This window comes from Dyadobacter sp. HNCC25DJ185 (genome assembly GCF_056895195.1).
In genome coordinates this window covers 49,751-63,954 of record NZ_JBXHAR010000011.1, presented here as the reverse complement: position 1 = coordinate 63,954, position 14,204 = coordinate 49,751, and the positions used below count along the sequence as shown (strand labels likewise).

Here is a 14,204-nt window from a genome sequence, read left to right as displayed (position 1 = left end):
TAAGGCAATAATAAAGGATTTTTTGAGTCTGTTATCTTTGCAAAGATGCATCCAAAAGCTTAATTTTTCCCGGTATTGACCATTGAAATATTGGCGAAGACCGGAATCACGACTACAAATATAGACCGTTTATAACATTCGAAAGTAAACCGTTTATAACATTCGAAAGTAAAAAGATGATCCCTGAAAGTATCCCGCTGCTTGAAAGGCAATTGCTTATCAACCAATGCAAAATCCTGGCTTTACTAAGTGACGAAAAAGAAAAAGAACTTAACGAAAAAAGAATAGAAATTCTCGAAAAGGGCTACACGGGCCTTTACCCCAAAGTATTCAATACGCTGTATGAAGAAGTACCGATCAGCGTTTATAATGAGATTTCGGATATTATGAAGATGTACAGCCGCATCAACGACTCGGTCAGGCTGTTGACGGATGGTGATAAAGAATTGTTGGACCTAGCCTCTCTGGAATTTGAAGGGTTTGACCAAGGCAGCGGCATGCACTACTATATGATGTCTTATCTGGTCGATCGGATGGATGAGCATGGCGAATATAAAGGACGCCAGTTAAAAGCGCATAACAACTTGTGTCTGGTCAAATACAACCGCATGTTAGCAGTATTCAATGACTATGAGACCCAGAAAAAAACACAATACACCACGGCGGATATTCAAAAATTTATCGACGCCGTTGGCCCAGTCCATAAGACTGTCTTGTGATCAGGTATATACCGGAAATCCACTGTAAACTATTGAATTTCAATGAGCGCTAAAAATATAATTTCTCGACAAAAAGCAATGTTTTAAATGAAGAAATTATTAAATTTGTCTTTGGAAGCCGAGTAACGGTTTTCAATAACGTTGAGTAAAATCGAACATCCCGGGTGCGTTGCAACCGGGATGTTTTTTTTATACTATACAGAGATACAGACTGATTCAGTGAAGTTGCAGATTCCGTACTTTGGCGGCGCTACGCTTTATATATAATCGATCGCTCACGGAGAAACGACTGTTGTCGTTTGATTTTCTCAATTGAAGGATAAGCCAGACACCCGTGCTTGCAGCAACAATCAGGAGCGCAAAAAACAGATAAGGCGCGACGGCATAAATGCTTTGAATGAGCTGTGACATATCAGATTTTGTTCAGTCAGGTTTTCAATTGTTTTTCCTGATAAACAAAAAAATTGTTCCAGCTAATTCGCTGTTTTACAAGGCGAGAGTGTGGAATTATCACCTCATATGACTCACTGAAATCTGGCATTTACAACCTTGGTATCACATCCCACGGCTGCCCCACTCACATAGCCTACACTGATGCCCGAGATCTTAGCGGATTTGCCGGGGGAAATCGACGTCTTCACAGTGATAATCTTAGATGTAAGCACCGCCTGCGTATCCGACAAATATTTGAATTCCACCTCAATGCTGGATATCGGTTTATCTGCATCATTTTCGACTGTCATGCTATGGATCGCAATCCCACCGACCGGGTGCCACTCATTTTCAAGTATCTTTATTTTTTGCAGTAACTTTTCTTTATCTGCCATGGAAACAAAATCGGTGGAATCCTTTTGATTCACGACTTCCGTTTTTGAAACAATCACCGGCTCGGGCTTAAGGAAATCGAATTGCTTGTAGTAATAAAGGATATAAATAAGTGCGCAGACGGGGACAATAGCGCTAATCCATTTTAATAACAGAATGAAAACTTTTTTATACTTGGCCTTTTTGCCTCTTCTTCCTGCCATAGGTACCTGACGAACGTTGGTAAATTGAAATTTTGAGCTTCTGACGGCAAATATACCGATCAGAATTCTAAATATACTCCTTATACGTCAACCAAATGATTTAACAGAGGATATAAAAAACAAACCGTCGGGATATCCCCCAACGGCCTGGCTGTGTATCGTGTAGAACAGGACTATTGCTTGGCAAACTTGTACGTATTCGTCATTCCATTCCTCCGGAAAATTTTTACGAAATAGAGGCCGGATGGAAAACTTCGCGTACTGATTTTCCCGCCCATTTCTCCCGAATTCTCAAAAACCGTTTTGCCGTTCACATCCACTATTTTTAAACTGACCACGTTGGTCCAATCGGAAATGTTAACGATCAGGAACTCCGACTGCCCAACCGGGTTGGGAAAAACGGAAGCCTCAGTGTTGTGCCCGTAGTTGAGCGACTCAATCCGGCTGTAAGCGAATGTTCCATCGAGATCGATCATTTTCAACCGGTAATAGTTCTGCCCGTCCAATGGCCTGCCGTCAATGACCGAATATTTTTTGGTCGCACGACTCTCACCCATGGCTGCCTGGCTCGCAATCACTGACCATGATTTGCCGTTATCACTCCTTTCTACGTCAAAGCGCTCACTGTTAACTTCCTCGGTAGTTACCCAATTGAGTAAGGTGGTACTGCCTTCTTTTTTGGCCAAAAAACTCACCAACTTCACAGGCAGCGCATTGTTAACGTTGATTTGATAAACCTTCTGACCAATCAATGTTCCGCCTTCATCCCTCACCTGCACCAGGAATGTATATATACCCACCGGCCCCGTAGGTGTCCCTGAAATCACACCCGCAGTTTCGTCCATGGACAAGCCTGGCGGTAACCTATCAAAGCTGCTTCCGGCGACAACCGAATATTTCTCATTTACACCGGTATAATCCGCAACATCCGACGGAGGGGTGCCATCATTGTAAGGGCTGTTCACGTAGGCATCGTAGGGGATCGGCTTGAAGGTCAGGACAGGGGTCGCACACCCCCCGCCTCCGCTGCCATCTGCGGACGGAGTAACGAATGCACCATAAACTTCGATCGCATTCAATGCCCCAGCCACGCCGGCCACGGTGAGCCTTACTTCATCGAAAGGCATAGTCGGCTTGAAGTTGACGTTATAAATGTCTGTTTCCGTACCGTTGCCGATGAGTGGTAGCAACAATTGCAATTGAAGCAGGGTGTTTCCACTGGCAGACTCACCTGTTTGTATGCCATTCAGGTAGGTGGTCAGGGTGAGCGACTGCAGCAACTGGAGTTGCACGATGCTTTGAAGGTCCCTGATCGTAAAGCCAACGACTGAATTAGCAGGATAATCTACCACACCGTTTTTCACGGATATTGATGCCGTGCCTGCCGCTCCCGCCGGTATGCTGATTGTGGCAAAATCCGACGTACTTGAACTGATCACATTTGCCGGATTGGCTACTTCGCACAGGGCACATATACCAGTCAGGCCTGTGCGCGAATTCTCGATAACAACGGGCTGCTCAGGAGTGGTCAGGAATTTGGTTGTTCCACAAATAATTGGATTGTTGTTGCAGAGTGACTGAATAACTGCATTATATATCCTTAATGTACTCAGATCTACATCAACTGTATTGGTGAACTCAATCCTAACTTCGTCAAAAATATCCTCTGCAACCACACCGACGATCTGCCGACCGGAAGAACTGAGCAAAGCAGCGCCGACAAGCAACCTAGTGCCGCTATATCCCGGGCTGACAGAATGAGCTGTTTCAACCCCTTCCAGATAGGTACGAATCCGGATCGCTGCCAGTGCCTGTACGTTCAGTAGAGACACGGAGGATATATCAAATCCCGCATAAGTATTTGCAGGATAATTAGTAATAGCGTTCTTTACCGCGAAACCAGCCACATTTCCAACAGTGACACCCACATTAATGGTGGCAAAGTCGTCCGTAGACGATCCGTCAACAACATTCTGGGTATTTGTAATGCTACAGTTTACGCAAACTGCGGTGTTAATCACTGTATTTGCCGAGTTTACAAATACAGAGTAATTGGGATTTACCAGGTTTACCGGGGTATTACAGGTAAGCGCTCCGTCATTGCAAAAGCGGGTGACCACAGGACCATAAACAGCGGTTGTCTGAGTCACGCCAACCGTTTGAGTAACCGTTATTTTAATTTCGTCAAAATCCGCCGTGGTTAAAAAGCCCAGAATTTGACGTGACCCTGTTACCAGGCCTACATTGGCAAGCCCTGCGCTCCCTTGCTTAGACTCCTGTTGAACTCCTTCCAGATAAGTAGTGATGGTGATACTGCTAATCAAATCCAAGCCAACCAATTGTGCATTACCCACTGAAAACCCGGCAAATGTGCCGCCCGCATAAGGCACTCCTTCTTTCTTGACAGAAATGGAGCCCTGTGCACCTACGGCAGCCAAAACATTGATTGTCCCGGGCGTATCGAGGTCGCCATCAATCACATTATCCTGATTTGACACCGAGCAGCTAACGCAGGCTGCGCCACTGATGCCTGTATTGTTCAGGCTTACAGTTAACGGATAAGTTGGGGATGAAAGTTGTGTGGGAACATTACATATCAAAGCTGGCCCCTCGGTAAAACGCTCGAAAACCGCGTTGTAAATCCGCGTTTCCCCCGCGAGGAGACCAACAGCATTAAAGACGATCTCTACTTCATTGAAAGGTCCGGACGAAGTGAAACCAATTGTGTTTCTTGTACCCACGGTCAGCGCTGCGCCCGATACCAGAAGGCCAGCACCAGTTGCAAAATCAACATTTGTACCGTTCAACTTTGTCCGGATTGTTATTTCACTTAAAACGTTTAGCTGGAGTGCACTGGCAGAACTGATCTCAAATCCGGCAAATGTGCCGCTTGGATATGTTGTGACATTGTCGTGCACCCTGAAAAATTTCGTCCCCAGGTTTGTCAGTACTTGCACCAATCTCGCATAGTCCTGAGTATCCCGGCTAATGGCATTTTCGTCATTAATAACCCCGCCAACAGTCAGAATCGAGACTATATTACCTCCGCTGCTCTCAGTGGTTACGTTAAAGTCAGGAACGCTGGCATTCGTTCTGACGTTCGGCGGGAAACCCGGAGTGGTGCAGTACTTTACCTGAAACGCATGATAGATGTCAACACTTTCCGTATTGGTACCGCAAACTAGGGGGGCGTTCCTCGTCAAAGTGATCTGAATTCCGTCGAATGTTGTTGCGCTTCCCGACGATGTGATAAAGCCAACTTCAAACAAGCCTCCTCCAATTGGCGTAATAATAGGAGATGTTGTAAACGACACTTCCGAAGAACCCGACATAGCGGAAATCCGCCTTGAGTTAAAGTCTGCCAGATTGTTACTGGTTATAAATCCGATATAATTACCAATGTCATAGGTCCCTCCACTGATCCTGATTGTCCCTGTCGCGTCCTGGACAGCGGTACATATTCCACCCGATCTGGTGGCGTTGAGTGTTAGAGTAGCTGCCCCGGAAGGGGAATCGTCGATCAGACTACCTGAACCTGACAAGGTTGTACCCGGGGTCAGCGTTGGCGTAACTGTAAGACCGCTGATCGCTGGCAAAGAAAAACTTGTTTCATCGTTGCAGGCAAGGTTCGCCTGCTGAGCGGAGACCTTTATGCTGAGCGCCGCCAGGCTCAAAAATAAAATGACCGAAAAACAGGCTAAAACGGATTTATAATGGGAATCCGCGCCACAAAAATCGTTCACCGGCCTCTGATGTTTCCGGCCGATTTGATAGGTAGTTTGAAGAAATGTTGCCATAAAAAAAGGATAAGTTGGACTATTAAATAAAGGGACGTCGGTATCGTGAGGGCAAAGTTTCTCCATTACTGACGTTGCTATACGTTAGTATGGGGGCAATCAGAAAATTGTGGTGGGAGACGGATTAGGGCGCTGTTAAAAAGCGGAGGAAATATTGTTTCATACGGTTTAAAATTTTGTGATGAGAAAATTTACTATCCCCGATAATCAAATAACTTCTATCCAGCTAACTAGGTTAGAGCCACGATAGCATCAGTTAATTGCAAATTTATCTATAAATAAGTCAAAAAAAACCCACATATTATTACTATTGGGCTACCCGATATTTGTGGGGTATATAGAATTAATTTTAGCTACACGCCTCTAATGCTTCTCTACAAGAATGATCCGTAGAATCCCAAAATTTGCCGTTAAATAAGTTTCAGACTTCAAAAGCCGAAGAAGGTGCGTATTAATTTGAATAATTGAAGTATAATGTTGCACTATGGCAACTTACCTGCGTAATAAGAGCTAGTATTTTCTGCTCATACGGTACCAGAAGTTGTTCTGTCATACACCATACACAGCTAAATTGAAAATAACCCAATAAATTCTATGAATGTAGTTTTAATAGATGAAAGCCTGCTTCTGGCAGATGCACTGAAAAATCTGCTGCTTGTTACACCTGAAATATCACAAGTTGACATATATACAGAAATAAAGGAACTTGTTCAGGCCAGCATCCCCGTAGACTTGCTCGTGATAGATATGGCCCTTCCCGGCTTAAACGGCATGGAGGCGTTGGAAACCTGTCGTGCTTTGCTTCCTGCTGAACTTAAAATCTTGGTTTTTTCTCTGGTGACTGATGTACTGACCATCAAACACACCATCAAAAGAGGGGCTAACGGAATTATATCAAAATCGGCTACTTATGAAGAATTTCAGGAGGCCGTCCTTCAGGTTGGCGCGGGCAAGCAGTATATCTGGGAAGGAGTTACGGGAAAATCTGATTAACAGCGTCTTTACGGACGATCAAATCGCGCTCCACCTGTCTCCAAGGGAAAAAGAGGTTTTACAAAAGGTATGTAGTGGAAGAACGATCAAAGAAATTGCCTATGACCTGAAACTAAGCGCACATACAGTACAATATTACCATCGCAGCGTTATGGAAAAACTGAAAGTGAAGCGTACCACCGACCTAATTGTCTATGCAATACAGCACAAACTTTACATACCCGAGGGGAAGTAATTCGTTTACAATCCGGCTCGGTAAAAATCGGGGCGGGGATTTAATGCAGGATTTTTCCACTGGTGCCAATAAGGGTAAATAGGAGCCTTTTCACTGGCTTCATCCAGTTTTTTGATGTGATCTAAGGAAAGGTTCCAGCCAATCGCTCCCAAATTCTGCCTCAACTGCTCTTCATTTCGCGCACCTATGACTATATTGCTAACTGTTGGTCTCTGCAATAGCCAGTTCAAGGCAACCTGGGCCACCGTTTTTTCAACTTCGGCTGCCACTTCATCCAGGGTATCAATTAAGTGAAAGAAAAAGTCCTCGGGGATTGCCGGTCCTTCGCCCCCGCCCTGTGCAATGCGGCTGTCAGCCGGCAAAGGATGGTTTCTTCTGTACTTTCCACTAAGCCTACCGGCAGACAAAGGGCTCCATACTATAGTACCCACTTTCTGGTCAAGTCCAAGGGGCATGAGTTCCCATTCGAATTCCCTGCTCAATAAGGAATAGTGGGCCTGGTGTGCGATATATTTAGCCCAACCATACCTTTCCGACACAGAAAGCGATTTCATCAAATGCCAACCCGAAAAATTGGAACAGGCTATATAGCGCACTTTCCCAGCTCTGATCAGGTCATCCAGGGCACTTAAGGTCTCCTCTACCGGGGTAGTCCCATCAAAACCATGCATATGATAAATATCGATGTAGCTTGTTTTAAGCCGCTTCAAACTGTCCTCGCAAGACTTGATCAGATGAAACCTGGACGAGCCAAAGTCATTCGGATTATTCCCCATTCTGAATGTTGCCTTGGTGGACAAAATGATTTTATCCCGCAGTCCGATAATCGCTTTACCCAGAATCTCCTCAGACATCCCCTGGGAATACACATTAGCCGTATCAAAGAAATTGAGCCCGGCATCCATACAAAGGTTTATTAAAGTGGCGGCCTCGTCTGCCTGGGTATTACCCCATGCTCTGAAAAAATCACCGCCGCCACCAAAAGTACCCGTCCCGAAACTGAAGACCGGAACTTTCAAACCGGAACCTCCCAATTGCCTGTATTCCATGATCAGATCATCGATAAAGTGAAAGAGTGCTCATAATCATTTTCAAACAAATACTACAACCTAATAATAAATTTCTCAACCGTTAATCATTTACTTCTAACCATTCCTTCATTCTTTTTGGCGAATATCCATGGTTAAGCTTCCTTGAACTGTTTCAAATAAATCAAAAATAATGCAGACTTTCACACTTTGGAGCTTTTTTGTTTTGATGCTTGCGTTAGCAATTTTTAGTACGATATCGATCCTGAAATGGTTTAGCAGGCAACACTTCAGACGTCTGATACACCGGCACGGTGTTGAATCACCGGCAACCCTGCTCAGCATAAAAAAACTGGGAGACTCCGAAGGCCCGACGTATAGGCTTGTACGAATCAGACTGCTGGTTAACCGAGGGAAAGGCGAAAATTATGTGACAGAGCTGGACCAGAAGCTCAGCATAGTCCAGCTTCAGGCGATTAAGATTGGAACAGAGGTCAAAGTAAAATACCACCCCAGTAGACCTAAACAAGTAATGCTGCTCACCGGGGCAGATTCCGCCGTTAAGTAAAACTGAGGATCGTGGAAATCAGGGCAAAAAAAATAACTTCTCTGAAATTCAGAGAAGTTATTTGCATTATTTACTCAACGTTCCTCTATTACTTAACCTTTAAACTCGCTCGCCAGATAAGCACCTGGCGTTCCGCCTAGCCTTGGTTCAGAATATTAATCAAATATGCTCCTTCCAATCCGTTAATGGGAAATTCGATTATCAACCGGTGACATTCGCTTAACATTCGGAGAAATGGGCTATTAAAAAGTAATTTTCAAACTTTTGCATCTTATTAATTGATTGCATTGCGAATCCAAGATCCGTATTATATTTAGAGAATAATTTTAACCGACATTAAAACCTTAACCAATGAACCGTAGAGAAGCTGTTCAAAAAATAACCCTGCTTTTGGGAGGCAGCCTTTCAGCTCCCCTGATGGCAGGCATTATGGGCGAAAAACTGAACTTCGGCCCGTCACTTGAAATTTCCGCCGGGCAGGAAGCCCTGCTGGCGGATGTTGCGGATGTAATCATACCCACAACCAGCACGCCCGGAGCAAAAGCAGCGGGTGCAGAGAAATTCATTACCCGCGTTCTGAGAGACTGCTATCCGATCGACGAGCAGAAGAAATTTTATGAAGGTCTTGACAAAATTGACGCCCTCAGTAAAGAAACCTATTCGAAACCTTTTTCCGCTCTGGATTCGCCCCAAAAGACAGATATCATCAGGAAAACTACCGTTTCGGATAAACCATTCTTTTTGCAAATGAAAGGTTTTGCGGTAACAGGCTATTTCACCTCGGAGATTGGGGCAACGCAGGCCCTCGATTATCTGCCGATCCCCGGCAGATTCGAAGGAAGCTGGCCCATGCCGAAAGGACAAAAGAGCTGGGCCCTGTAATTTTAACCCTGACCAATTAAAACTATCAATAATGGCGAATTTAAATATTGATGCATTAAAAGAAGTGACTTATGATGCCATCGTGATCGGCTCCGGCGTGTCGGGCGGATGGGCCGCAAAGGAACTGACCGAAAAAGGACTTAAGGTTTTGATGCTCGAAAAAGGCAAAAACCTCGAACACGTTACCGGCTACGAAAACGCCCTCAAAGCGCCGTGGGAAACGCAGTATAACGGCCGGCTGACAGTAAAACAAAAAGAAACCCACCCCTTTTTATCCCGTGACTACCCGTACAATGAAATGACGGAGAAGTATTGGATGAACGATATGGATGCCCCTTACGAAGAAAAGAAGCGATTTGACTGGTTCAGGCCTAACATAGTCGGTGGCAAATCCATCATGTGGGGACGCCAGTCATACCGGTTAAGCGATATAGATTTTGAGGCGAATCTCAAAGACGGCATCGCGGTCGACTGGCCAATACGCTATAAAGACATTGCACCCTGGTATTCCTATGTGGAAAAACACGTAGGTATTTCGGGGGAGAAACTTGGCCTGCCACAATTGCCCGACAGCGATTTTATCCCCCCGATGGAAATGTATTTCGTTGAAAAAGAAGTCCGGAAAAGACTAGAAAAGGAATTTCCAGGACGTAACATGACCATTGGAAGGGTTGCTAACTTGTCCCAGCCTACTAAAATACAACTGGAAGGAGGCCGCTCCCCATGCCAGTATCGCAACCGTTGCTCCTATGGTTGTCCGTATGGCGCTTATTTCAGCACGCAGTCGAGTACTTTGCCACCGGCTGTCAAAACGGGCTTGCTCACATTACGCCCTGATTCCGCAGTGCGCGAGATCATTTATGACGGAAAAAAATCAGGCGGACGTGCAACCGGCGTACGGGTTGTGGATACCACTACACTGCAGGAAAAGGAATATTTTGCCAATATCATTTTTGTTTGTGCAAGCGCGCTCGCGTCTACGGCGTTGCTGCTGAATTCTACCTCGGACCGTTTTCCAAATGGCATGGGTAATGATTCGGGCGAGCTTGGGCACAACCTGATGGACCACCATTTCCGTACCGGTGCCAGCGGTGTTTGGGAAGGTGATCTGGACAAATACTACTTTGGCCGCCGCGCGAACGGGATTTATGTCCCGAGGTACAGAAATATTGGTTCCGACAAACGTGATTACCTGCGCGGCTTTGGCTACCAGGGTGGCGGCGGTCGCCAGGGATGGCAGCGCAATGTAGCAGAGCTTGCTTTTGGCGCCGATTTCAAAGACGAGCTGACTACTCCTGGGAACTGGACCATGGGTTTTGGAGGCTTTGGCGAAACACTGCCTTATCACGAAAACTACATGTATCTCAGCAAAGAGAAAAAAGATAAGTTTGGCATTCCGACCGTTGTTTTTGACGCAGACCTTCGCGAAAACGAGAAGAAAATGCGTGTGGATATGATGAATGATGCGGCTGAAATGCTTGAAAAATCAGGGGTGAAGAATGTAAAAACGTACGACAACGGTTCTTACCTTGGCATGGCTATCCATGAGATGGGTACCGCCAGAATGGGTCGAGACCCAAAAACATCCGTTCTGAACGGGAACAACCAGATTCATGCGGTTAAAAATGTGTTCGTTACAGATGGGGCCGCAATGACTTCCGCTTCTTGTGTGAACCCGTCACTGACCTACATGGCGCTTACGGCCCGCGCGGTAGACTTCGCAGTTAAAGAATCGAAGAAGAAGAATATTTAATTTGTAGTTAAGACTTGCCAGGTTTCAGAAATCTGGTAAGTCTTAACTACAAAATTTTTACCCCCGCTTCCCGAAACGCCCTCAGTTTCTGATCCGAGGCATCCACTTCCGTAATGATATAATCAAGACTCCCTATCGGGCAAACGCGGTAGCTTTCATACGTTTCAAGTTTATCGAAGGTGCTCAATGCCACTGCAATTCCGGAATTCTCCAACATGGCCCGCTTCAGTTCTGCCTCCTCCATATAATTTGCAGTCACACCTTTTTGCGTGTCCAGCGCGCAGACACCCATCAAATAAACGTCGGCCTGGAAACTTGCGACCATTTTAACAGCCGTTAATCCGACGATCGTTTCCGATTCCTTAAAATACAATCCGCCAAGCAAGATCAGCTTAACCCCCTGATATGCAGAAAGCGCGGGAATAATGGCTGTATTGTTTGTAATAACCGTAAGTTTGATATCCGTCGGCAGAAGCGAAACCAGGGTATAAACGGAAGTTCCCCCATCAAGAAAAATGGTCTGGCCGCTTTTAATTAAAGGCTGTGCTTTGAGCGCGATGATTTCCTTGTCATCTTTCAGGTACCCGATCCTTTCTTTGAACGTCAAGGGATTGTGCGCACGTGGTATCGCCCCTCCCCGGACTTTCATCAGTAAGCCATTGTTGGATAAAGCGTCTATATCCCGCCTGATCGTATCTTCCGAGACATTCAGGTCGTTGCTTAATTTCGTAAAACTAACCTCCTGGTGGTCTTGCAATTTGGCAAGAATGTGTGCAAAGCGTTTCTCCCTGATCATTGCCTCATTTTTTCTTGCAAATTAATGCAAATTTGCAGTATTTCGCAAACACAAATATGTCACGGCGTTATGCATCACAAAGCGAAGATCAAAAGGGCAAGAAGGGCAGTGCTGCTCATTTTTCTGGTTTGCGGAATTGGCCTGTCCAGCTGGGCGCCCATGGTACCGTTTGCAAAACTAAAGCTAGGCCTTAACGAAGCAGATCTTGGTATCGTTCTGCTCTCGCTTGGCGCCGGGGCAATACTCACCATGCCATTTACCGGCTTGCTGATCAACAAATATGGCAGCCGAAACATGGCGCTGATCTCAGCCCTCATCATTGCCGTGTTGCTTCCGCTGTTACTGCAGGCAACGTCCCCGCTGCTTCTCGCCGTCGCCCTTTTTGTTTTTGGTGCCGGCATTGGCTCCATTGATGTCGCTATGAATGCCCAGGCCGTGCTGGTGCAGGAGAAGCATGGTAGTCACATCATGTCGTCTTTTCATGGTATGTTCAGCCTCGGTGGCTTAATGGGATCTATTGGACTAGGCTTTTTGATTAAAGCAGGTCTGTCCCCTACTGTCGCTGCTGTCAGCATTTCCCTTCTTCTGATCCTGATCACGCTGAGCCAGTTCAGATACTTGCTGCCACATTCGGAAGAGGCCCAAATGGACACCACAAGCCTCGTCTTGCCCAGAGGCCCGGTTTTGTTTTTGGGTATCATGTGCTTTATTGTTTTTTTAGCCGAGGGCTCTCTGCTGGATTGGAGTGCCGTGTTTCTTCAATTTTCAAGAGGCTTTGACCCCTCCCTTTCGGGGGTTGGTTATGCGTCCTTTTCCGTGGCAATGGCAGTTATGCGGCTCACCGGTGATGGCATCATCCACAGGATCGGACCTGCGAAGGTGGTCTTATATGGGACGCTGCTAGCTGGCTCCGGATTTCTGATCGCCGTATTGCTCCCATCGGCCGCCGCCGCATTGATCGGGTTTGTACTGGTCGGTCTCGGTGCCGCCAATGTGGTACCTGTTTTTTTTACAGCCGCCGGGCGAATCCCAAATATCCCTCCATCCCTCGCTTTGTCCGGCGTAACGCTTCTTGGCTACTCAGGCCAGCTGGCTGGACCAGCATTGATTGGGGTTATTGCTGAAATGACTTCACTATCTGTAGCCCTTGGCATTGTGGGCGGACTACTGTTCCTGGTAGCTTTCACTTACCGGCACCGGGAATAGCAGTTAAAATGCCTCGCCCGTAAACAAATAAAAACCCGGCCCGTCTTTTGTGAAGCCCACATCGAGCCTCAGGAAAATATCTTTTTTGGGAAACAGCAGATATCTTAGCCCCACCCCGCCGGAGGGTCGCGTGTAAGCAGTTGAGAACGAAGCTATTTTCGGGCTTACTATAGCAGCACCGGCAAACGCAACGGCGCCAATCCGTTTACTAAAGCCAAAGGGTAGCCAGCGGTGCTCCACCTGGGCTGCGACCATGTTTTTATCACGATAGCGGCCATAGTAATATCCTCTCATGATCATTTCGCCGCCCATTAACGCAAGCTGGTTAAATGGAACGTTCCCGGAAGTGAAAGTCCCGTTGACCTGCCAGGCCAGCACGTTTCTCACACTGGTCGGGTGAGATGACCTCACATCAACATTGACCGCCTGGAAATCAAAATCACTTCCCAGTGCTCTATTGTATTTCAAAAAAGAGACTTCGCCAAAGAATCCTTTCCGCACATTCAATACATTGTGGCGGTTATCATAAACCAACGCAGCTCCAAACCCGATGTTACGTGTGCCATCATTACCTAATGGTTTGTCATAAACATGATTGTCGGGCTGATTGAAATGCGTGTTATATAATTGCTGGTAATCAATCTCAGGGCCTATAAAAAGGTTAGGCCTTATTTTTCGTAAAACCCTTTGCTTTAATAAGATATAATTGGCATCGATCAGGGCCGGATCTTTTTCCGGTGTTTCAGGACCAATCCCATAATAAAGTAATGGAAACCGCTGGAATCTCGTGCGGCCCAGAAAAAACCATTTGTCTTTATCCCCGTAAATCGCGTTATCGAGCCAGATTCCATATTGCGCTTCCAAGGTTACAAAAGTGAATGCCTGAATTTCACTAAGCCTGTTTAATGTATCCTTTTTGGCCTGAAACAGAAACAAGGAGGATAAGCCGAATTCGAAGCTGGTTTCGGGAGAATAACCCAATGTTGGATAAATTCTGAAACTGGATTCCCCAGGGGCCGTCGTATCTGAAACTGTTTTTTGGACAAACCGCTTAAACCATCCGTCCTGGGCATTTGCAAAATGACTCGCGACTATACCATTAAGAAGCAGTACAAAAACTCTTATAGTACGCAAATCCTGTGTATTTTGGGTGAGATCTTATTTAGAATATTCATCCAGTAAAAAAATTAAGCCAAGCT

At 45.9% G+C, this 14,204-nt stretch carries 13 protein-coding genes; 7 read left to right on the top strand and 6 right to left on the bottom strand.

Features of this window, described 5'->3' with window-relative positions:
- Positions 1–176 precede the first annotated feature (176 nt).
- Positions 177–719 carry a YfbU family protein gene (locus tag AC1XUF_RS26895; RefSeq protein ID WP_483344956.1) on the top strand — a complete coding sequence of 181 codons (543 nt, stop codon included), beginning with the start codon at positions 177–179 and terminating at the stop codon, positions 717–719.
- Positions 720–935: 216 nt separating this feature from the next.
- On the opposite strand, the gene AC1XUF_RS26890 is transcribed toward AC1XUF_RS26895, so the two are convergent.
- The 3 genes from AC1XUF_RS26890 to AC1XUF_RS26880 form a co-directional block, all read right to left on the bottom strand.
- A complete protein-coding gene (locus tag AC1XUF_RS26890; protein WP_483344955.1) occupies positions 936–1,130 on the bottom strand; it encodes a hypothetical protein in 195 nt (64 codons plus the stop codon).
- Between the two features lie 113 nt (positions 1,131–1,243).
- Positions 1,244–1,747, bottom strand: coding sequence for a hypothetical protein (locus AC1XUF_RS26885; RefSeq protein ID WP_483344954.1), 504 nt, complete (start codon positions 1,745–1,747; stop codon positions 1,244–1,246).
- 173 nt (positions 1,748–1,920) lie between these two features.
- A complete protein-coding gene (locus AC1XUF_RS26880) occupies positions 1,921–5,544 on the bottom strand; it encodes a T9SS type A sorting domain-containing protein (RefSeq protein ID WP_483344953.1) in 3,624 nt (1,207 codons plus the stop codon).
- A gap of 594 nt (positions 5,545–6,138) precedes the next feature.
- Between AC1XUF_RS26880 and AC1XUF_RS26875 the strand changes: the two genes are divergently transcribed.
- Both AC1XUF_RS26875 and AC1XUF_RS26870 read left to right on the top strand, forming a co-directional pair.
- On the top strand, positions 6,139–6,537 hold the full coding sequence (locus AC1XUF_RS26875; protein ID WP_483344952.1) for a response regulator: 399 nt from the start codon (positions 6,139–6,141) through the stop codon (positions 6,535–6,537).
- Entirely contained in the window at positions 6,455–6,772 is a 318-nt protein-coding gene (locus AC1XUF_RS26870) for a response regulator transcription factor (protein WP_483344951.1), read from the top strand. The genes AC1XUF_RS26875 and AC1XUF_RS26870 overlap by 83 nt, the downstream gene beginning before the upstream one ends.
- A gap of 5 nt (positions 6,773–6,777) precedes the next feature.
- Here the strand turns inward: AC1XUF_RS26870 and AC1XUF_RS26865 are convergent, their stop codons facing one another.
- On the bottom strand, positions 6,778–7,821 hold the full coding sequence (locus tag AC1XUF_RS26865) for an aldo/keto reductase (protein ID WP_483344950.1): 1,044 nt from the start codon (positions 7,819–7,821) through the stop codon (positions 6,778–6,780).
- A gap of 172 nt (positions 7,822–7,993) precedes the next feature.
- Here AC1XUF_RS26865 and AC1XUF_RS26860 point away from each other — a divergent pair, with 172 nt between their 5' ends.
- The 3 genes from AC1XUF_RS26860 to AC1XUF_RS26850 all read left to right on the top strand — a co-directional run bounded on the left by AC1XUF_RS26860 (position 7,994) and on the right by AC1XUF_RS26850 (position 11,003).
- Positions 7,994–8,368: a DUF3592 domain-containing protein gene (locus AC1XUF_RS26860; protein ID WP_483344949.1), complete on the top strand. Its 375-nt coding sequence runs from the start codon at positions 7,994–7,996 to the stop codon at positions 8,366–8,368.
- 351 nt (positions 8,369–8,719) lie between these two features.
- Entirely contained in the window at positions 8,720–9,250 is a 531-nt protein-coding gene (locus tag AC1XUF_RS26855; protein ID WP_483344948.1) for a gluconate 2-dehydrogenase subunit 3 family protein, read from the top strand.
- Positions 9,251–9,281: 31 nt separating this feature from the next.
- Positions 9,282–11,003 (top strand): GMC oxidoreductase, encoded by a 1,722-nt coding sequence (locus AC1XUF_RS26850; protein ID WP_483344947.1) that lies wholly within the window; start codon positions 9,282–9,284, stop codon positions 11,001–11,003.
- A 46-nt stretch (positions 11,004–11,049) separates the two neighbouring features.
- Here AC1XUF_RS26850 and AC1XUF_RS26845 read toward each other — a convergent pair whose 3' ends face one another.
- Positions 11,050–11,799: a DeoR/GlpR family DNA-binding transcription regulator gene (locus tag AC1XUF_RS26845; protein WP_483344946.1), complete on the bottom strand. Its 750-nt coding sequence runs from the start codon at positions 11,797–11,799 to the stop codon at positions 11,050–11,052.
- A gap of 69 nt (positions 11,800–11,868) precedes the next feature.
- On the opposite strand from AC1XUF_RS26845, the gene AC1XUF_RS26840 reads away from it, so the two are divergent.
- The gene (locus AC1XUF_RS26840; RefSeq protein WP_483344945.1) at positions 11,869–13,005 is read left to right on the top strand and encodes an MFS transporter; all 1,137 of its coding nucleotides are present in this window, start codon (positions 11,869–11,871) and stop codon (positions 13,003–13,005) included.
- 3 nt (positions 13,006–13,008) lie between these two features.
- Here the strand turns inward: AC1XUF_RS26840 and AC1XUF_RS26835 are convergent, their stop codons facing one another.
- Positions 13,009–14,139 carry a BamA/TamA family outer membrane protein gene (locus tag AC1XUF_RS26835; RefSeq protein ID WP_483344944.1) on the bottom strand — a complete coding sequence of 377 codons (1,131 nt, stop codon included), beginning with the start codon at positions 14,137–14,139 and terminating at the stop codon, positions 13,009–13,011.
- Positions 14,140–14,204: the final 65 nt, after the last annotated feature.

Coding starts and splice junctions, on each gene's coding strand:
- AC1XUF_RS26895 (WP_483344956.1), top strand. CDS start 177: ATGATCCCTGAAAGTATCCCGCTGCTTGAAAGGCAATTGCTTATCAAC.
- AC1XUF_RS26890 (WP_483344955.1), bottom strand. CDS start 1,130: ATGTCACAGCTCATTCAAAGCATTTATGCCGTCGCGCCTTATCTGTTT.
- AC1XUF_RS26885 (WP_483344954.1), bottom strand. CDS start 1,747: ATGGCAGGAAGAAGAGGCAAAAAGGCCAAGTATAAAAAAGTTTTCATT.
- AC1XUF_RS26880 (WP_483344953.1), bottom strand. CDS start 5,544: ATGGCAACATTTCTTCAAACTACCTATCAAATCGGCCGGAAACATCAG.
- AC1XUF_RS26875 (WP_483344952.1), top strand. CDS start 6,139: ATGAATGTAGTTTTAATAGATGAAAGCCTGCTTCTGGCAGATGCACTG.
- AC1XUF_RS26870 (WP_483344951.1), top strand. CDS start 6,455: ATGAAGAATTTCAGGAGGCCGTCCTTCAGGTTGGCGCGGGCAAGCAGT.
- AC1XUF_RS26865 (WP_483344950.1), bottom strand. CDS start 7,821: ATGGAATACAGGCAATTGGGAGGTTCCGGTTTGAAAGTTCCGGTCTTC.
- AC1XUF_RS26860 (WP_483344949.1), top strand. CDS start 7,994: ATGCAGACTTTCACACTTTGGAGCTTTTTTGTTTTGATGCTTGCGTTA.
- AC1XUF_RS26855 (WP_483344948.1), top strand. CDS start 8,720: ATGAACCGTAGAGAAGCTGTTCAAAAAATAACCCTGCTTTTGGGAGGC.
- AC1XUF_RS26850 (WP_483344947.1), top strand. CDS start 9,282: ATGGCGAATTTAAATATTGATGCATTAAAAGAAGTGACTTATGATGCC.
- AC1XUF_RS26845 (WP_483344946.1), bottom strand. CDS start 11,799: ATGATCAGGGAGAAACGCTTTGCACACATTCTTGCCAAATTGCAAGAC.
- AC1XUF_RS26840 (WP_483344945.1), top strand. CDS start 11,869: ATGCATCACAAAGCGAAGATCAAAAGGGCAAGAAGGGCAGTGCTGCTC.